The sequence below is a fragment of the Streptomyces sp. PU-14G genome, from assembly GCF_041028275.1.
GTDB lineage: Bacteria > Actinomycetota > Actinomycetes > Streptomycetales > Streptomycetaceae > Streptomyces.
Window position 1 is genome coordinate 1 of sequence record NZ_JASKYT010000124.1, and the last position, 18,599, is coordinate 18,599.

The following is an 18,599-nucleotide window of genomic DNA, read 5'->3' on the forward strand; positions in this document are numbered from 1 at the left end:
GCGCCCGCCTCCGCACCCGCCTCCGCACCCGCCTCCGCACCCGCCTCCTCCACGAGCCTCGCTTCCCGCGCCCTGTCCCCCTCTCCGACCGACCGCGCCAGGGGCGCGATGGTGGGGCTCGCCGTGGGGGACGCCCTCGGAGCGCCCGCCGAGAACATGAAACCGTCGCAGATCCGCGAGAGGTGGGGCCGTATCGAAGGGTTCGTCAGCGACGACCCGGCCGGCACGGACGACACCGAGTACGCCATCTTCTCCGGACTGCTGCTGGCCGAGCACGGCTCGGCGCTCACCGTGGAACACGTGGAGGCGGCCTGGCACCGGTGGATCGCCGATCTGGACGAGGGTTCCTTCCGCGGTGCGGGCTTCAGCGAGCGCGGCACGCTGGAGAACCTGCGCCGGGGCCTGGCGGCGCCCATCTCGGCGCAGCACCGGCACGCCTGGAGCGACGGGCTGGCCATGCGGGCCGCGCCGTTCGGGGTGTTCGCCGCGGGGCGGCCCGCCGAAGCCGCGCGGCTGGTGGCCATCGACGGCACCGTCAGCCACGAGGGCGAGGGCATCTACGGCGGCCGTGCGGTGGCCGCGGGCGTCGCGGCGGCCATGGTGAGCGACAGCCCCGGCGCCGCCGTGCAGGCGGCGCTGTCGGTGATCCCGGAGAACTCCTGGACCTCCCGCTCCCTCCAGCGCGCCGTCTCGGCCGCGCGCCGTGCGCCGCTGCGGCCCGACGCGACGCGGCTGAGCGTCGAGCGGGCCGTGCGCTCGTCCGTCGTCATCGGCGGCTACCCGTGGACGGACCTGGCGCCCGAGGCGATCGGGCTGGCGTTCGGCGCGTTCACCGCGGCGCGCGGTGACTTCACCCACGCGGTGCTCACCGCCGTCAACATGGGCCGCGACGCCGACACCACCGCCGCAGTCGCCGGCGCGCTCGCCGGGGCGCTGCGCGGGCAGGCGGCGATCCCCGAACGGTGGTCGTCCGCGATCCGCCCCGTGCGGGGCAGCTGTCTGCCCGCCATGGCGGGGCGGCACGTACGCGAGATCGCCGACCGGCTCGTGGGCGCCGCAGGCGGCCATCTCGCCCCCTCCGACGCGGCGCGGGACGCCTCATGAGCACCACCACCACCGCGCCCGCGAACGCCCACCCGTCCGGCGGCGAGGGCGCGGACAGGATCGAGGGCCTGCTGCTGGGGCTGGCCGCGGGGGACGCGGCCGGCTGGCCCTCGGGGCGGCACCGCGCCGCCCGGCTGCCGGACTGGACCCGCCGGCTGACCCGCGAGCTGGACACCTTCGCCGAACAGAACGCCACCACCACCCTGCCGGTGCCCATCGCGCTCAACCAGCCGCCCGAACCGCTGCGCCTGGGCCCTTCCGACGACGCCGAGTGGGCCGCCTTCACCGCGTTCGCCGTCCTGTCCGCCGACCCGGCGGCGCACAGCGACCTGGCGCCCGACCAGCGGGTGCGCGCCGCGCTGACTCTGGCGTGGAACGCGCTGGCCGACGAGGTGGCGGCGGCTGCCGAGCGGGCCGAGGAGATCGAGTCGGCGCAGATCCCGCTGCGCGCCCGCATCTCCGTACGGGCGGGTCTTGGCAACCTCGCCGCCGGGCTGCGGCCCCCGGCCACCGGGCACGACAACCCGCACTACTTCGACGACGCCGCCTGCGGGCGCGCCGCCGTGCTGGCCGTCGTCCACCCCGGCGACCCCGCCGCGGCGGCCCGCCTTGCCGAGTTCGACGCCCGCTACACCCAGGACGACGACGGGGTGCACGGCGCCCGCGCGATGGCCGCCGCCGTCGCGGTCGCACTGGCGGGCGGCGCCACGGACGCCTGCGTGGCAGCCGCGCTCGACCAGCTCCCGGACGGCACCGAGATCCGCCGCAACACGCTGGCGGCCCTGCGGCTGGCGCGCGCGGCGCTCGAGGAGAGCGCCGGGCTGCCGGGCAGCGCGTTCGCGCTGGCCCCCGTGTTGGAGCACGAGATCGTCGACCACGTCTACAGCTACGGCATCGCCGCCGCCGAGACGGTGCCCGTAGCGCTCGCGGTAGCCACCGCGGCCCAGGGCCGGCTGAGCGAGGCGGTTCCGGCCGCCGTGTGCCTCTCCCGGGTCGCCGACTCGGCGCCCGCGCTGACCGGGGCGCTGGCCGGCGCGCTCGGCGGGGCCCGCGCGGTGCCCGTCTCCTGGCGCGAGAGCTGCCGCAGGCTGTCCGGCTGCGCGCTGCCCCAGTTCGCGGGCGCCGACCTGGTGGAGACGGCGGGCCGGCTGGCCGCGCACCACCCGGCGCCCACCGACCGCCGTGCGGTCACCGCCCGTCCAGACCACGCCCCGGAAGGACCCCAGAAGCCATGAGCTCCCCCACCGCACCCGCCGCGACGCTCTCCCTGACCGACCGGACCGTGGGCTGCCTGGTCGGCGCCGCCGTCGGCGACGCGCTCGGCGGGCCCGTCGAGGGCTGGTCGCCCGCCGCGATCGCCGAGCGGCACGGCGGTCGCGTCCGCGGCATCGTCGAGCCGTTCCACAAGGACGCCTGGCGCACCGCCCGCCCCATCGCCCCGTACCACAAGGGCGACGGGCACGTCACCGACGACACCCTCATGACGCACGCCCTCGTCCGCGTCTACGAGAAGGTCCGCGACCATCTGGACGCCTACGCCGTGGCCGACCACCTGGTGCCCGACCTGATCGGCGAACCGCGCTGGATACCCGAACTAGAGGCGGAGGCCCTGCTGTTGCAGCGGATCTTCCTCGCGGAGAAGTGGCTGGTCGCGCGGGTCCACTACGGGCACGTGGACCCGCGCGAGGCGGGGGTCGGCAACATCGTCAACTGCGGCGCCGCGATGTACATGGCTCCGCTCGGCGCCGTCAACGCGGGCAACCCGGACGCCGCCTACGCGGAGGCGCTCGATGTGGCGGGCGCCCACCAGTCCTCGTACGGGCGGGAGGCGGCCGGGGTGTTCGCCGCCGCCGTGGCCGCCGCGTTCCGGCCCGGCGCCACGCCGGAAACGGTCGTCGCCGAGGCGCTGCGGCTCGCCAAGGACGGCACCCGCGCCGCCGTCGAGGCCGTGTGCGAGACGGCGGCCAGGTACGGCGACTGGGAGGCCGCGCTGGCGCCGCTGCGGGAGGCCGTCGCCCCGTTCGACACCGTGGGCCCCGAGTACCGCAGCCCCTCCCTGGGCGCCCGCCGCCCGTCCCGGCTGCACGCCATCGAGGAGTTGCCGATCGCCCTGGGCATGCTGCTGGTGGGCGGCGGCGACTACCGCGCCACCGTCCTCGGCTCCGTCAACTACGGCCGCGACTGCGACTCCATCGCCTCCATGAGCGGCGCGATCGTCGGCGCCCTGCACGGCGAGGCGGCCGTGCCCGCCGATTGGAGCGAACAGGTCGCCGCGGCCAGCAGGCTGGACCTGCGCGCCCCGGCGCTGTCACTGGCCGCCGTGGCGCGCGACGTGTACGCGCGCGACGTGGAGCGCAGGCGCGCCCACGAGGCGGCGTTCGAGACGCTGGCGGGTGAGCGATGACACCGGGACGCGACGACGGAGCGGCGGCTGTCCGCGAAGACGCCCCGGTGCGGCTGACCTGGGTGCAGCCCGAGGACCTGGTCGGGCACGAGCTGCGGCAGGCGGCGCAGGACGGCCGGGACGTCACGGACGTGGAGCGGCGCTGGTGCGAGGCGGGAGGCCGCCTCGCCCCCACCAGGGCCGGTGCGTCGGCCGAACCCGCCTCCCCGCGACTGCGCGCGCTCGCCGAGGAGTTGCTGGACGCGCTCGCGGCGGTCGAGGCACCTGCCGCCGCGTACGAGCCGACCGGTCTCGCCGCGATCCACGCCGCCTGCCCGGGCTGGCCCACCGAACGCCACCGGGTGCGCCCCGGGCACGCGGAGCGGCTGCACGCCGCCTGGCTGGGCCGTGCGGCCGGATGCGTGCTGGGCAAGCCGGTGGAGAAGGTGACGCTCCAGGGCATCAGGGCGCTGGCCAAGGCCACCGGCAACTGGCCGCTGTCCGGCTGGTTCACCGAGCGCGGCCTCGACGCGGAAACCGCCGCCGCGCACCCGTGGAACCGCCGCTCCGCCGCGAACTCGCTCGCCGAGAACATCGACGGAGCGCCCGAGGACGACGACCTCAACTACCCGCTGCTCGGCGTGCTGCTGCTGGAGCGGTACGGGCACGGCTTCACCACGGGGGACGTGGCGCGGCTGTGGCTGGACGAGCTGCCCGCGGGGCGCACGTTCACGGCCGAGCGGGTGGCGTACCGCAACCTGCTGGCCGGCGTCGAGCCGCCGCTCACCGGCGCGTACCGCAACCCGTTCCGCGAGTGGATCGGCGCCCAGATCCGCGCCGACGTCTTCGGCTGGACCCACCCGGGCGACCCGGCCGCCGCCGCCGAGGCGGCCTGGCGGGACGCCGTACTGACCCACACGGCGAACGGCGTCTACGGCGCGATGTTCGTCGCCGCGGCGCTCGCCCACGCGGCGGGCCTCGGAGCGGAGGCGACGGCGGAGGGGTGCCTGGAGGCGGGGCTGTCCGTCGTCCCGCCGGCGTCGCGGTACGCGACCGCCGTCCGCACGGGCATGGCCGCGGCACACGAGGCGCCCGACGACTCCCCTGCGGGCTTCGCGCACGTGGTGGACGGGCTGCACGCGGCGTACGGGGGCCACCACTGGGTCCACGTGCTGCCCAACGCGGCGCTGCTGGCCGCCGCGTTGACCCACGCGCGGGGCGACTTCGAAGGCGCCGTGTGCCGGGTCGTCTCCGGCGGCTGGGACACCGACTCCAATGGCGCGAGCGCCGGTTCCCTGACGGGGCTGCTCGCCGGATCGCCGGGAGCCCTCCCCGCCCGCTGGACGGCGCCGCTGAAGAACCGCCTGGCGACGAGCGTGGGCGGCATGAACGGCGCGGGCTTCGACGCGCTGGCGGCCCGTACCCACGCGCTCGCCGCCGCCCCCCGGTCCCTCTCGTCCCCCGACGCCACAGGAGACGCCACGTCATGAACGAGACCCCTTCGTCCGAAGCCCCTTCGGCCCCTTCGCCCGCGATCCCATCGGCCCAGGCTCCGTCGCCCGTGATCCCTCCGGCCGAGGCCCCTTCGCCCGGGACCGAGGCGTCGCCCGGGACCGAGGCCCCGCTGCGCGGCCTGCGCGTGCTCGACCTCGCCACCCTCTTCGCAGGACCGCTCGCCGCGACCATGCTCGGCGACTTCGGCGCCGAGGTCGTCAAGGTGGAGCACCCGCACAAGCCGGACCCGTCGCGGGGGCACGGCCCCAGCAAGGACGGGGTCGGCCTGTGGTGGAAGCTGCTGGGCCGCAACAAGCGCACCGTCACACTCGACCTGTCCTCCCCGCGGGGACGCGAGGTGCTGCTGAAGCTCGCCGCGGACGCCGACGTCGTCATCGAGAACTTCCGCCCCGGCACCCTGGAGCGGTGGGGCCTGGGCTGGGACGCGCTGTCCGAGGCCAACCCGCGTCTCGTGCTGGCGCGGGTGACCGGGTTCGGGCAGCGCGGCCCGTACGCGCACCGGCCCGGCTTCGGCACCCTCGCCGAGGCGATGAGCGGCTTCGCCGCCGTCACCGGCGAACCCGACGGGCCGCCGACACTGCCGCCGTTCGGGCTCGCCGACTCCATCGCGGCGCTGTCGACGGCGTACGCCGTCATGACGGCGCTGGCGGGACGCGCGCACACCGGGCGCGGCCAGGTGGTGGACATGGCCATCATCGAGCCGATGCTGACGGTCCTGGGACCGCAGCCGCTCTGGTACGACCAGCTCGGCTACGTCCAGCCGCGCACCGGCAACCGTTCGGCCAACAACGCGCCGCGCAACACCTACCGCACGGCCGACGGCCGCTGGGTGGCCGTCTCCACCTCCGCGCAGTCGGTGGCCGAGCGCGTGCTGCGGCTGGTGGGGCGCCCCGAGTTCCTGGACGAGCCCTGGTTCGCGACGGGTGCCGGACGCGCCGAACACGCCGCCGAGCTGGACGAGGCGGTCGGCGGCTGGGTGGCCCGCCACACCAGGGACGAGGTCGTGAGCGCCTTCGAGAACGCGCAGGCGGCTGTCGCGCCCGTCTACGACGTGCGCGACGTGATGGCCGACCCGCAGTACCGGGCCCTCGACTCGATCACCTGCGTCGAGGACGACGAACTCGGGACGGTGCGGATGCAGAACGTCCTCTTCCGGCTGTCGGAGACGCCCGGCGCGATCCGCTGGGCGGGGCGGCGGCACGGCGCCGACACCGACGCCGTGCTCGGCGGCCTCGGCCTGAGCGAGGAGGAGATAGCGGCGCTGCGCGAGGCGGGTGTGGTGCGGTGAACGCCTCCTCCACGGCAACCCCGGGCCGCCCGCACCCGGCCGCCGCCGACACCTTCCTGACCTGGCTCACCTGGCTCTACGTACCCGGTGACCGGCCCGACGTCGTCGCCAAGGCACTGCGTTCGGGCGCCGACGTGGTCCTCGTCGACCTGGAGGACGCCGTCGCGCCGGAGCGGAAGGCGTACGCGCGCGCGGCGACCGCCGAACTGCTGGCACAGGGCCCGCCGGGGCCCGTGCCCGTCCACGTACGGGTCAACGCGCTGGACGGGCCGCTGGCCGCGGACGACATCCGCACGCTCGCCCACCTGCCGGGGCTCGCCGGGCTCCGGCTGCCGAAGGTGACGAGCCCCGGCGACCTGCGGCGCGCGGCCGGGTGGGCGCGCACCGGTACGCACACGCCGCCGCTGTACCCGCTGCTCGAGTCCGCGCTCGGCATCGAGCGCGCCTTCGAGATCGCCACGGGGCACGGGGCGGTGCGGGGCCTGGCACTCGGCGAGGCCGATCTCCGCGCCGACCTGGGCGTCGGGCCCGGCGGGCTCGGCTACGCGCGGGGCCGGGCCGTCGTCGCCGCGCGCGCCGCCGGGCTGGCGCCGCCGCCCCAGTCGGTCTACCCCGACGTGCGGGACACCGAGGGGCTGGCCCGCGACTGCGCCGAGGGCCGCGCACTCGGCTTCCTGGGCCGTACCGCCATCCACCCGCGTCAACTGCCCGTCATCGAGGCCGCATACCGCCCCTCGCCCGCTCAGGTCGAAGCGGCGGAGGAGATCGTGTCAGCCGCCGAGGACGAGGCGGGCGCCCTCGCGCTGGCCGACGGCCGCTTCGTCGACGCGGCGGTGGTCGCGGGGGCGCGGCGCACCCTGGCGCTGGCCCGCCGCTCCTGCGGCTCCCCGCGGAACGGGGCCCGGTGAGGTGGCCGGGGCCGGGGGTCGGCGCGCGGCCCGGGGGCCGCGTCAGCCGACCGCGACCCCGAACAGCGCGCCCAGACCGTAGGTGACGCCCGCGGCGGCGGCGCCGAGGCCGAGCTGGCGCAGGCCGCTGAACCACCAGGGGCGGGCGGTGACCCGCGCGACGACCGCGCCGCAGGCGAACAGGCCGAGGAGGGCCAGCACGACGGCGGGCCACAGCGCGGTGGTGCCGAACAGGTACGGGAGGACGGGCAGGACGGCACCCAGCGAGAAGGAGAAGAAGGAGGAGACCGCGGCGACGGTCGGCGAGGGCAGGTCGGCGGGGTCGACGCCCAGTTCCTCCCGGGCGTGTATCTCCAGCGCCTGTTCGGGATCGCGGTGCAGCTGCTGGGCGACCTGCAACGCGAGATCGGCGTCCACGCCGCGCGCCTCGTACAGCGCGGCCAGTTCCTTGATCTCCTCGTCGGGGCTGCGCCGCAGCTCCCTGCGTTCGACCTCCAGTTCGGCCTGGACGAGCTCCCGCTGCGAGGCGACGGAGGTGTACTCGCCCGCGGCCATCGAGAAGGCACCGGCCGCCAGGCCCGCGAGGCCGGAGATGACGATGGTCTGCGGTGCGGCCGAGCTTCCGGCCACGCCGGTCATCAGACCCAGGTTGGAGACCAGACCGTCCATCGCGCCGAAGACGGCGGGGCGCAGCCAGCCTCCGTTGACGTCGCGGTGGGTGTGGTTGTCGCGGTGGGCGACGTGTGTCGGGTCTGAGACTCCGGCTTCGGACATGGCCGGTACGGCTCCTTCACGGTGAGCGGTGCCTGCGCCTTACGTGCGCCGACTCTCGAAGAGTAGGCACGAAAACCGTCGGCCTGCCAGCAAGGAAGGCCGTACTTACCCCGCTCACCTGCGGTTTTCTCCCTCGCCCTCGGTGGCGGCCCGCTGTAGCGCCTCCTCCAGCTCGTCGAGCACGATGTCCTCGCTGTCCATGCGGCCCGTCCGGTAGGCGGCGCGGCCGACCATGTGCGCGGCCACCGGGGAGGTCGCCAGCTGGAAGAGGCCGACGAGCAGGAGGATGCCCAGGTCGATCAGGCTGCGCAGCCACAGGCCCGAGCCGACGAGCACGAGCAGCAGGCCGAAGGACTGCGGCTTGGTCGCGGCGTGCATCCTGGTGAGCACGTCGGGCAGGCGCAGCAGCCCGATGCCGGCCAGGAGGCAGAGCACGCCGCCCGCCAGCATGAACACCGCGCCCGCGACGTCCGCCACGGCGGTCCAGTTCACCGCGCCTCCCCGGGCCCCTGGCCGGGCCGCCGCCCGGTCCCCTCGGCCGGACCGGCGTCGCCTGCCCGGCCGTTGTCCTCCTCGCCGTTGCCCTCCTCGCCCGTGTCCTGGCTCTCGTCCACGTCCCCGGTTCCCGCCTCGTCCCGCAGCGCCATGAAGCGGGCGACACCGACGGAACCCGTGAAGCCGAGGAAGGAGAGCACCAGCAGGACGGGCAGGTAGAAGGCGTTGCCGCGGACGGCCGTCTGGAGGCCGATACCCGCCATGACGACGGCCACCAGCGCGTCGAGGGCGACCGCGCGGTCCAGCGTGGAGGGGCCCAGGACCATGCGCAGGGTCACCATCAGCCCTGCGGCCAGCAGCAGCCCCGCGATGACGGTGGCGATCGCCTCGTGTGCCGTCGCCGTCATCGCCACCGTCCGAACAGCTCCTGCGCGCTCTCGGAGGCGCGGATCGCGTCGATGTCGGCGCGGGTGCCGAAGGCCCGCACGACGCGGGTCTCCAGGCGCAGCGCGTCACGCCTGGCGCGGTCCCGTTCGTCCTTGCGCTCGCCGCCCATCACGTGGAGGTAGAGGGTGCCCGAGCGGCGGTCCACCTCCAGGACGGTGCTGCCGGGCACGGCGGTGACGCACACGGCGGTCGCCGTCAGCATCAGGTCGCCGGGGCAGCGCATCATGACGCCGAGCACGGCGCAGCGCGGGCGGCTGGGGGCCAGGAGGTAGCGGTTGACCCGCCAGCTGGCGACGACGAGGTCCAGGGCGAAGCGCGCGGTGAACCGCACGATGCCCAGCGGGTGCGGGCGCGCCTGCTTCTCGATGGGCGGCAGCGGGAAGACGAGCACCACGAAGAGCGCGACGAGCACGCCGGTCACGATGTTGGCGGGCGTCGGGGTGCCCCACAGCAGCATCCACAGCAGGGTCAGGCCGAGCACCATGGGCCACTGGGTGGCGCGCAGCCTGCTGGCCTCGGGCAGGCGCTGGGGTGAGGTCATCAGCGGGTCACCGCCTGAACGTAGGGGGTCCGCGCGATGAGTTCGTCCGCGGCGCGGTCGGTCAGGGAGAACAGGGGGCCGGCGAGGACGGTGAAGGCGAGCCCGAAGAGCACCAGGGCGACGGTGGCGGCGGTCATGCTGAGCGGCAGCGTGGCACTCGTGGTGATCTCCTGGCCGCCGAACGTGGCCGCTCCCCGGCGCCGCACCGGTGCCGGCTCCCAGCGGTCCAGGCCCGCGTGCGGGGCCGCGGAGCGGGCGTTCCGGCCGGAGGCTGCCCGGGCGTCGTCCTCGTCTCCCTCCTCGTCGTCGCTGTCCGCCTCGGTGTCCTCCAGCACCGTTCCCGCGGCGCACATCTCGGGGGTGGGGGCGCGCCAGAAGGCCAGGTTCCAGGCCTTGGTGAGCGCGTACAGGGTGAGCAGGCTGGTGGCCGTGCCGCCGCCGACCAGCACGTAGGCCAGGGCTCCGCCGTCATCGATCCCGGCGCGCAGCAGCCCGAGCTTGCCGAGGAAGCCGGAGAGCGGCGGGATGCCGGCCAGGTTCATCGCGGGGACGAAGAACATCACGCCCAGCAGCGGGGAGAGCCGTGCCAGGCCGCCGAGGCTCTGCAGGTCCGTCGTGCCGCTGCGGCGTTCGACCAGCCCGGCGACGAGGAAGAGGGTGGTCTGCACGGTGATGTGGTGGGCGACGTAGAAGACGGCGCCTGAGATGCCGCCGTGGGTGGCCAGCCCGATCCCGAAGACCATGTAGCCCATGTGGCTGATGAGGGTGAAGGACAGCAGCCGCTTGAGGTCCGTCTGGGCGACGGCCCCGAGAATGCCCACCAGCAGCGACAGCAGCGCCAGCGCCATCAGGACGTCGCCGATGCGGTGCCCCGGGAAGAGCAGGGTCTGGGTGCGGAGTATGGCGTAGACGCCCACCTTGGTCAGCAGCCCGGCGAAGACGGCCGTCACCGGGGCCGGGGCCGTCGGATACGAGTCGGGCAGCCAGGCGGCCATCGGGAAGACGGCGGCCTTGATGGCGAACACCCCCAGCAGGGCGATCTGGATGAGCATGCCGACCCCGTCGGGCAACGCGTCCAGACGCGCGGGCAGTTGCGCCATGGTGACCGTGCCCGTCGCGGCGTAGACCATGGCGACGGCGGCCAGGAACAGCATGGACGACAGCAGCGAGACGACCGCGTACGTGGCGCCCGCGCGGATCCGCGCCAGGGTGCCGCCGATGGTCATCAGCACATAGCTGGCGGTCAGCATCAGCTCGAAGCCGACGTACAGGTTGAACAGGTCCCCGGCCAGGAACGTGTCCGAGACCCCCGCGACCAGCACCAGGTAGGAGGGGTGGAAGACGGACAGCGGCGTCACCTCGTCGTTGTCGGCCATGCCCTGGCCCACGGAGTAGACGAGCACGCACAGCGTCACCGCGGAGGAGATGACCAGCATCAGCGCGGAGAGCCGGTCGGCGACCAGCACGATGCCCACCGGCGGCGCCCAGCCGCCCGCGAACATCACCTGCGGCCCGTGCCGGTCCGCGGCCACCAGCAGCACCAGCGAGACGACGAGCACCGCGGCCAGCACACCGGCGCTGAGGAAGCGCTGCAACCGCTCCAGGCGCGCCCCGATCGCCAGCTTCAGCCCGGCCGCGCACAGCGGCAGGATCACCGGCAGCGGCACCAGCGCCGACATCACGGCCGCCGCGTCCGCCGGCTGGCCCCCGCCGCTCACCGCCCGCCCTCCGCGCCGGGCTCCGTGACGGGTTCCGTGCCGGGCTCCGTGCCGGGGCGGGCCGCTGGCGGGCGCCGCTCGGCGCTCACCGGTCGGCGCCCAGGATGGTCTGCCACGGGTCGTCCTCCCCTTCGATCTCCTCCGCCGTCTCCTCGGCGCGGGCCTGGCGGGCGCGGAAGACGCGGGCGTCGGCGCGGGCCCGCCTGCGCATCTCCCGGTAGCGGTCGCGGGCCGTGCCCAGCCGCTGGTAGGCGCTGTGCTCGCGGGCCTCCCGCTCCTCCTCACCGCGGGCCAGCGCCCGGTACTCGTGGCGGCGCTTGCGGTAGGCGGCGCGCAGCCGCTCGCGCTCCTCGGCGTAGGTGGCGCGGCGCACGACGCGGATGTCCTCGATGTCGTCGGGGACGTCGTCGTTGCCCGAGTGCTGCCAGGAGCGGTAGGCCATGGTCACCAGGAAGGCGGTGACGGCGAGGGTGATGACGATGGCGGTGAGGATGAACGCCTGCGGCAGCGGGTCGGCCACCCGCCCCGGGTCCGAGCCCGGGTAGAGCAGCGCGGCGCGGCCCGCGGCCCCCGAGGTGGCCAGGACCAGGAGGTTGACGCCGTTGCCGATCAGCACGATGCCGAGCAGGATGCGGGTGAGCGGGCGGGCCATCAGCAGCGCCGTACCGGAGGCGAACAGCACACCGCCGCAGCACACCAGGGCGAGCGTCCCCGTCATGAGCCGCTCTCCTTGGTGGTGCGGTCCGCCTCGCGGCGGGCACGCTCGCGCTCCATGCGGCGGTCGATCTCGGACCCGAGGCTGCGCAGGACGTCCAGGACGACGCCGAGGACGAGCAGGTAGACGCCGGTGTCGAAGAGGACGGGGCTGGCGGCGTGGAAGTGGCCCACCAGCCACAGCGCGCCGGTGACCTTGCCCGACTCCAGCACGCTGCCGCCGAGCCAGAGCCCCGCCAGCCCCGTGCCGGTGACCAGGAGCAACCCGAGACCGAGCAGGAAGCCGGGGTCCACGGGTGCCGCCGCCGCCAGCTCCAGGCGCCCCCCTGCCAGGTACCGCACGGCCAGCGCGAGCCCGGCGACGAGCCCGGCGGTGAAGCCGCCGCCCGGCAGGTTCTCGGCGGAGAAGAGCAGGTAGAGGGAGAGCACCAGGATCGGGTGGAAGACCAGCCGCGCCACCACCTCGAACATCACGGAACGCCCCTCGGGGGCGAGGGTGGAGCTGGCCGCCAGCCAGGTGCGGCGCGGGGCGACCGGCGAGCCGCGGGAGGGTCGGACGCCGATCCTGACGGGCTGCTTCCACGCGTCCCAGCGGCCCGCGGCGGGCTTGTCCGCACCGGACGTACCCGCGGCCCCGGCCGACTGGTCGAGGGCGACGCTCGCGGACCCCGGGGCACGCAGCGGACCGACGGACGGTCTGCCGGGGCCCGCGACCGGAGAAGAGGGTGCGGGCCCGCCGCCGGGGCCCTCGGATCCTGGCACCGGCTGGGCGACGGGCACGCGGGCGCGGCGGCGCAGGTAGACCAGGCTGGTGACGCCGACGGCGGCGACCGCGAGCACGGCGGACTCGCCCATCGTGTCCCAGGCCCGCAGGTCCACCAGGGTGGTCGCCACCACGTTCTTGACGTCCTCGTGGGCGGTCGCGCTCAGCAGCGCGGGGCCCGAGGGCGGCCCTGTCCTGGCCGCGAGGGAGAGGTGGATGAGCCCGGCGACGAGCCCGCCGGCGGCGACGGAGATCACCAGTTGGACGCCGCGCCGCACCCGCCAGGTCCGGTGGCCGTCGGGGAAGCGGGCCGGCAGCCTGCGCAGCACCAGCACGAACACCGTCAGCGACACCGTCTCGACGGCGAACTGCGTCAGCGCCAGATCGGGTGCGCCGTGCAGCACGTACAGGAGCCCGGCGCCGTACCCAGTGACGCCGGCGAGCACGGCCGCCTTCATCCGCTGCCGCGCGACGACACAGAGCACCGCCACGCAGCAGACCCCGACGGCCACGACGAGCTGCGGGAACGAGTCGTACCAGCGCAGCCCGTCCGCCTGCTGCCAGGGTCCGTCGGCCAGCAGCTGCGCGCCCTCGAAGCCGAGCAGGACGACGAGGATGGTGCCCAGGTAGACGGGGAGCGAGCCGCGCTGCACGGCGCCCGTGGCCTGCAGGGAGAGCCTTTCGAGACCCCACAGCGCGCGGGCGAACACCTGGTCGCCGTCGACTTGGGAGAGCCGTTCGCCCAGCTCGGCGAGTGGTCGTCCGGCCCAGAAGAGGGCCGCGCCCAGTACCCAGGCCAGCGCCGAGAGCCCCAGCGCGGGACCGAGACCGTGCCACAGCGCCAAGTGGTAGGGGGCGCCCTCGCTGGGCAGGTTGTCGGCGTACCGGCCCAGCAGCGGGTCGATCCACGGCGCCGCGGGCCCGAGCACGAGCCCGGCCAGCGCGCACAGCAGGGGCGGCGCCAGCAGCGGCACCGACGTCCTGGTGCCCTTCTCCACGGTGACCGGTTGCAGCGGCGGGGAGCCGCCCTTGGTGGCGAAAGCGCCCCACAGAAAGCGCAGCGTGTACGCGGTGGTCAGCGCCGACCCGGCGATCACGGCCGCCAGCGTCCAGGTGTGCGCGGCGCCGTCCTGCAGCAGCGCGGAGACGGCGGCCTCCTTCGCGGCGAACCCCAGCAGCGGCGGCAGGGCGGCCATCGACAGCCCGGCCGTCACCGCGACACCGCACAGCACGGGCAGGGCACGGCCCAGCCCCGAGAGCCGGTCGATGTCGCGGCACCCCGTGTGGTGGTCGATGGCGCCGACGACGAGAAAGAGCGGCGCCTTGAACAGCGCGTGCGCCAGGATCATCGCGATGCCGGCCAGCTCGGCGTTCCGGTCGCCGTCGCCGACCAGCAGGGTGAGGAACCCCAGCTGGCTCACGGTGCCGAAGGCCAGCAGCCGCTTCAGGTCCGTCTCGCGCAGCGCCCGCCAGCCGCCGATCAGCATCGTCACACTTCCCAAGGCGAGCACCAGCGCCCGCCAGGGCACCACGTCGGCGAAGCCGGGGGCGAGCCGCGCGATGAGATAGACGCCCGCTTTGACCATGGCCGCCGCGTGCAGGTACGCGGACACCGGTGTGGGCGCGGCCATCGCCCCCGGCAGCCAGAAGCTGAACGGCCACACCGCCGACTTCGACAGCGCCCCCACCAGGACCAGCACCACACCGCCCGAGACGAGCGCCCCGCCACCGGGCGGGTCCGCCAGCAGCCGCGAAATCCGGTAGGTGCCGCCGGCGTGCCCGAGCATCAGGAAACCGACGAGCATCACCAGCCCGCCGACCGTGGTGACCAGCAGCGCCTGCAAGGCGGCGCGCCGGTTGGTCCTGCGCGCCGAGTCGTGGCCGATGAGCAGGAAGGAGAAGACGCTGGTCAGCTCCCACAGCACGTACAGCACGATCAGGTCGTCCGCCAGAATCAGCCCCAGCATGGCCCCGGCGAAGGCGGTGAGGGCGCCCGCGAAGGACCCCAGCCGCGGCGCGTACGCGCTGAAGTAGCCCGCGCAGTAGACCATCACCAGGGCGCCGATGCCCCCGGCGACCAGCACCATCTCCAGCGCGAGCGCGTCACACCGCAGCGCGATGCCGACGCCGAGGGAGGGGACCCAGGCGGTGTGCTCGCTGAGCGCTCCTCCGCCCGAGACGTCGCCGTAGTGCACGGCCGCCCACACGGCCGCGCTCGCGGGTGCCGCCGCGAGCACGAGGAAGGCGCGCGGCCCCAGCCACCGCACGAGAGGGCCGGCGCAGCACGCGACGGCGAAGTGGACGACGATCAACCACAGCACGCACAGAGAATTGCATACATAACCATGCAATTCGGACAGGCGGCCCTGCGGTGCCGGGCTGGGGGCTGCACCCCCCGGTGGAGTGGCGGCTCAGCCCGACGTGGGGGCCGCGCCCCGGGGAGCGTGCCTCAGGCCTTCGGCCTGTCGGCCGCCTTGTCGGCGGAGCTTGCCGCCTTGTCGGCCTTGCCGGCCTTGCCGGCCCTGTCGAGATCGACGGCGTCCTCGTCAGCGACGTCCTTGCCCGGGGCGCCCTTGCCCGGGGCGTCCTTGCCCGGGGCGTCCTTGCCGGCGGCATCCTGCTCGCGGACGTCCTCCGCCGGACCGTCCTGCGGCACGGCGCCCGCAGCGCCCACGGCGCTCCCGCCGTCCTCGTCGGCCCCCGGCTCGACGATCTCCTCACGCCCTGGCCGCTTCTTCGCCGAGACGGCGATGTAGGCGACCGCGGCGAGGAAGACGACGATCGCCGTCCAGTTGTTCAGGCGCATGCCCAGCACGTGGTGGGCGTCGTCCACCCGCATGTACTCGATCCAGAACCGCCCCACGGTGTACGCCGCGACATACAGCGCGAACGCCCTGCCGTGCCCCAGCTTGAACCGCCGGTCCGCCCAGATCACCACGAGCGCCACACCGACGCACCACAGCGACTCGTAGAGGAACGTCGGGTGGTACGTCGCCATGTCGGGGGTGTCGACAGGGCGGTGCGCCGGGTCGATCTCCAGCGCCCACGGCAGGTCGGTCGGCCGCCCGAACAGCTCCTGGTTGAACCAGTTGCCCCAGCGGCCCAGCGCCTGCGCCAGCACGATGCCCGGCGCCACGGCGTCCGCGTAGGCGGGCAGCGGAATGCCGCGGCGGCGGCAGCCGATCCACGCGCCCAGCGCGCCCAGCGCGATCGCGCCCCAGATCCCCAGGCCGCCGTCCCAGATGCGGAGGGCGTCCACCGGGTTGCGGCCCTCACCGAAATAGAGCTGGTAGTCGGTGACGACGTGGTAGAGCCGGCCGCCGACCAGACCGAACGGCACGGCCCACACGGCGATGTCGGCGACCGTCCCTGGCCGCCCGCCCCGAGCGACCCACCGGCGCCCACCGAGCCAGACCGCGACGAAGACGCCGACGATGATGCAGAGCGCGTAGCCGCGCAGCGGGATCGGCCCGAGGTGGATCTCGCCGGCCGACGGACTGGGGATAAAGGCAAGGGTCTCCATGGCGCACCCGACGCTACCGTGCCCGGCGGCGCGCCGGGCAATCAGGCCGCACAACGGCTGCATAACGGCCGCCGTGGCCCTGCGGTCCGCCTAGCTTTTCTGCTCCACCATCTTCTTCAGCTTCTGCGGTGTCAGCGGATTCGACTGGTCGGCGTAGATGTTCTTGCCGTCCAGCAGGATCGTGGGCGTTCCCTGATGCCCCGAGGCGCTGAAGCTCTCGCTGGAGCGGCTGACCCACGCGTCGTGCTTTCCCGAGGACACGCACTCCTCGAACGCCGGAGAGACCAGCCCCTCGACCTTCTTCGCCAGCTCGATCAGCCGCTTCGTGCTCGCGAACGCGTCGTCCTGCTCCGCGGGCTGGTTGCGGTAGAGCACGTCGTGGTACGCCTCGAACTTCCCCCGGTCCTTGGCACAGGCCGCCGCGTTGGCCGCCTTCTTGGAGCCGCTGCCGCCCATGTTCTGGTCAATGAGCGCCACCAGGTGGTACTCGGCCCTGAGCTTGCCCGCCTTCTCCAAGCTCTTGATCGTGCTCCGGTAGGTGTTCTCGAACTGGCCGCACGCGGGGCAGCGGAAGTCCTCGTAGACGGTGAGCTTGGCCGGAGCGCCCTTGTCGCCCACGGTGATCGGCTTCGCCGACTGGCTGCTCTTCTGCTCGTCGTCGCCGCCGCTCTGGGTGGCGACGGTCGCCCCGACGCCCGTGGCGACCGCCAGCGCGCCGATCACCGCCGCGGCGACCTTGACGGTGCGGCGGCGCTTCTCGGAGGCCTTGTGTCGTTGCTGTTCGGCCCGCAGGCGGTCGCGGGCCGAGGTCCTGTTGTGAGTCACGCCGGGCCCAACGAGGGGTTCCGCCCGTGGCGGGGGGCCGACGTGAGGACTTCACCCGAAAGATAGAGGGTGCCCGGAGTCTCTCCACGAAGTCGCCGACCCGCCTCTCACGCAAGAGGGAGCTGTTTCCTCCCTACGGGGGCCCCTAGGGGGGCGGAGCCCCCGTAGCGGGGGGCAGTTGGGGGGCGGAGCCGCCCCAACGCCTGGCCGGCGAGGCCCCGGGGGCTTGGGGGGCGGAGCCCCCCAAACAGAGGGCAACACCCTCAGAGGTGGGCGGCCTCCATGAAAAGGGGGCACATGGGGGGCCCGCCCCACAAGAGGTCAGCCCCGAAACGCGTCAAACCCCGTAAGCGCCTTCCCCAACACCAACTGATGCATCTCCACAGTCCCCTCATACGTCAGCACCGACTCCAAGTTGGTGCTGTGCCGCATCACGGGATACTCCATGGAGATCCCGTTCGCCCCCAGCAGGGTCCGCGCGACCCGGCAGATCTCGATGGCTTCCCTGGTGTTGTTCAGCTTCCCGAAGCTGATCTGTTCGGGCCGCAGCCGCCCGGCGTCCATCCGCCGCCCCAGGTGGTGGGCGAGCAGCACGCCCTTGTGGAGTTCGACGGCCATGTCGGCCAGCTTGGCCTGGGTGAGCTGGAATCCGGCGAGCGGCTTTCCGAACTGCTCCCGCTCCCGCGTGTACGCGAGCGCCGCGTCGAAGCAGGCGCGGGCGGCACCCATCGAGCCCCACACGATGCCGTACCGCGCGTGGCTCAGGCAGCTCAGCGGACCGCGCAGCCCGCGCGCCTCGGGCAGCACGGCGTCGGCCGGCAACCGCACCTCGTCCAGTACGAGCTCGCTGGTGACCGAGGCGCGCAGGGAGAGCTTGTGCTTGATCTCGGGCGCGGAGAAGCCGGGGGTGTCCGTCGGCACGACGAACCCGCGGATCCCCTCGTCGGTGCGGGCCCACACGACGGCGACCCCGGCGACCGAGCCGTTGGTGATCCACATCTTGCGCCCGTTCAGCACCCAGTCGGAGCCGTCGCGTTCGGCGTGCGTCCGCATGCCGGCGGGGTCGGAGCCGTGGTCGGGTTCGGTCAGTCCGAAGCAGCCGATCACCTCGCCGGAGGCCATGGACGGCAGCCAGTGCTGTTTCTGCTCCTCGCTGCCGAACCGGTGGATGGCGTACATGGCGAGGGAGCCCTGGACGGAGACCAGGGAGCGGATGCCGGAGTCGGCGGCCTCCAGCTCCAGACAGGCCAGCCCGTACTGCACGGCGCCGGCCCCCGCGCACCCGTACCCGGTCAGGGACATGCCGAGGGCTCCGAGAGAGCCGAGTTCGCGGGCGAGGTCGCGGATGCCGGGGAGTTCGCCGCGCTCATACCAGTCGGCGACGTGCGGCAGCACACGGTCGGCGGCCCAGGAGCGCACGGTGTCGCGCACGGCGCGGTCCTCGTCGCTGAGCAGGTCGTCGATTCCCAGCGGATCGTGCGCGTCGAACGCTGTCATGGGCGGGGCCTCCGAGGGCGGAACGATCACGGATACCCGGCCGACGCTACGACCGGGTAACGCCCCGCGACAAGGGCCGCGCCCCACCCCGCCCACCACCGGAC

At 74.3% G+C, this 18,599-nt stretch carries 16 protein-coding genes; 6 read left to right on the forward strand and 10 right to left on the reverse strand.

Features of this window, described 5'->3' with window-relative positions; all coding sequences use genetic code 11:
• Nucleotides 1-108 precede the first annotated feature (108 nt).
• Genes AB8Z75_RS16580 through AB8Z75_RS16605 form a run of 6 tightly spaced genes read left to right on the forward strand, consistent with a single transcriptional unit; the run spans nucleotide 109 to nucleotide 7,198 of the window.
• Nucleotides 109-1,104: an ADP-ribosylglycohydrolase family protein gene (locus AB8Z75_RS16580; RefSeq protein WP_369202684.1), complete on the forward strand. Its 996-nt coding sequence runs from the start codon at nucleotides 109-111 to the stop codon at nucleotides 1,102-1,104.
• Nucleotides 1,101-2,339 (forward strand): ADP-ribosylglycohydrolase family protein, encoded by a 1,239-nt coding sequence (locus AB8Z75_RS16585; RefSeq protein ID WP_369202660.1) that lies wholly within the window; start codon nucleotides 1,101-1,103, stop codon nucleotides 2,337-2,339. Before AB8Z75_RS16580 ends, AB8Z75_RS16585 begins: the two co-directional genes overlap by 4 nt.
• Complete coding sequence (locus AB8Z75_RS16590; protein WP_369202662.1) at nucleotides 2,336-3,508, forward strand: ADP-ribosylglycohydrolase family protein; 1,173 nt, start codon at nucleotides 2,336-2,338, stop codon at nucleotides 3,506-3,508. Before AB8Z75_RS16585 ends, AB8Z75_RS16590 begins: the two co-directional genes overlap by 4 nt.
• Nucleotides 3,505-4,977: an ADP-ribosylglycohydrolase family protein gene (locus AB8Z75_RS16595; RefSeq protein ID WP_369202664.1), complete on the forward strand. Its 1,473-nt coding sequence runs from the start codon at nucleotides 3,505-3,507 to the stop codon at nucleotides 4,975-4,977. Before AB8Z75_RS16590 ends, AB8Z75_RS16595 begins: the two co-directional genes overlap by 4 nt.
• The gene (locus tag AB8Z75_RS16600) at nucleotides 4,974-6,290 is read left to right on the forward strand and encodes a CaiB/BaiF CoA transferase family protein (RefSeq protein WP_369202666.1); all 1,317 of its coding nucleotides are present in this window, start codon (nucleotides 4,974-4,976) and stop codon (nucleotides 6,288-6,290) included. Before AB8Z75_RS16595 ends, AB8Z75_RS16600 begins: the two co-directional genes overlap by 4 nt.
• Nucleotides 6,291-6,346: 56 nt before the next feature.
• Nucleotides 6,347-7,198, forward strand: coding sequence for a CoA ester lyase (locus tag AB8Z75_RS16605; protein WP_369202686.1), 852 nt, complete (start codon nucleotides 6,347-6,349; stop codon nucleotides 7,196-7,198).
• A 42-nt stretch (nucleotides 7,199-7,240) separates the two neighbouring features.
• On the opposite strand, the gene AB8Z75_RS16610 is transcribed toward AB8Z75_RS16605, so the two are convergent.
• The 10 genes from AB8Z75_RS16610 to AB8Z75_RS16655 form a co-directional block, all read right to left on the reverse strand.
• Nucleotides 7,241-7,972 carry a VIT1/CCC1 transporter family protein gene (locus AB8Z75_RS16610; protein ID WP_369202668.1) on the reverse strand — a complete coding sequence of 244 codons (732 nt, stop codon included), beginning with the start codon at nucleotides 7,970-7,972 and terminating at the stop codon, nucleotides 7,241-7,243.
• Between the two features lie 114 nt (nucleotides 7,973-8,086).
• On the reverse strand, nucleotides 8,087-8,464 hold the full coding sequence (gene mnhG / locus AB8Z75_RS16615) for a monovalent cation/H(+) antiporter subunit G (protein ID WP_369202670.1): 378 nt from the start codon (nucleotides 8,462-8,464) through the stop codon (nucleotides 8,087-8,089).
• Complete coding sequence (locus tag AB8Z75_RS16620; protein WP_369202688.1) at nucleotides 8,461-8,874, reverse strand: monovalent cation/H+ antiporter complex subunit F; 414 nt, start codon at nucleotides 8,872-8,874, stop codon at nucleotides 8,461-8,463. Before AB8Z75_RS16620 ends, mnhG begins: the two co-directional genes overlap by 4 nt.
• On the reverse strand, nucleotides 8,871-9,455 hold the full coding sequence (locus tag AB8Z75_RS16625; RefSeq protein ID WP_369202672.1) for a Na+/H+ antiporter subunit E: 585 nt from the start codon (nucleotides 9,453-9,455) through the stop codon (nucleotides 8,871-8,873). The genes AB8Z75_RS16620 and AB8Z75_RS16625 overlap by 4 nt, the downstream gene beginning before the upstream one ends.
• Nucleotides 9,455-11,134, reverse strand: coding sequence for a Na+/H+ antiporter subunit D (locus AB8Z75_RS16630; protein ID WP_369202690.1), 1,680 nt, complete (start codon nucleotides 11,132-11,134; stop codon nucleotides 9,455-9,457). The genes AB8Z75_RS16625 and AB8Z75_RS16630 overlap by 1 nt, the downstream gene beginning before the upstream one ends.
• A 124-nt stretch (nucleotides 11,135-11,258) precedes the next feature.
• On the reverse strand, nucleotides 11,259-11,891 hold the full coding sequence (locus AB8Z75_RS16635) for a Na(+)/H(+) antiporter subunit C (RefSeq protein ID WP_369202674.1): 633 nt from the start codon (nucleotides 11,889-11,891) through the stop codon (nucleotides 11,259-11,261).
• Nucleotides 11,888-14,971 (reverse strand): Na+/H+ antiporter subunit A, encoded by a 3,084-nt coding sequence (locus AB8Z75_RS16640; protein ID WP_369202676.1) that lies wholly within the window; start codon nucleotides 14,969-14,971, stop codon nucleotides 11,888-11,890. The genes AB8Z75_RS16635 and AB8Z75_RS16640 overlap by 4 nt, the downstream gene beginning before the upstream one ends.
• 128 nt (nucleotides 14,972-15,099) lie before the next feature.
• The gene (lgt, locus tag AB8Z75_RS16645) at nucleotides 15,100-16,173 is read right to left on the reverse strand and encodes a prolipoprotein diacylglyceryl transferase (RefSeq protein WP_369202678.1); all 1,074 of its coding nucleotides are present in this window, start codon (nucleotides 16,171-16,173) and stop codon (nucleotides 15,100-15,102) included.
• A 90-nt stretch (nucleotides 16,174-16,263) separates the two neighbouring features.
• Complete coding sequence (locus AB8Z75_RS16650) at nucleotides 16,264-16,998, reverse strand: DsbA family protein (protein WP_369202680.1); 735 nt, start codon at nucleotides 16,996-16,998, stop codon at nucleotides 16,264-16,266.
• A 321-nt stretch (nucleotides 16,999-17,319) separates the two neighbouring features.
• Complete coding sequence (locus AB8Z75_RS16655) at nucleotides 17,320-18,495, reverse strand: acyl-CoA dehydrogenase family protein (RefSeq protein ID WP_369202682.1); 1,176 nt, start codon at nucleotides 18,493-18,495, stop codon at nucleotides 17,320-17,322.
• Between the last annotated feature and the right edge of the window lie 104 nt (nucleotides 18,496-18,599).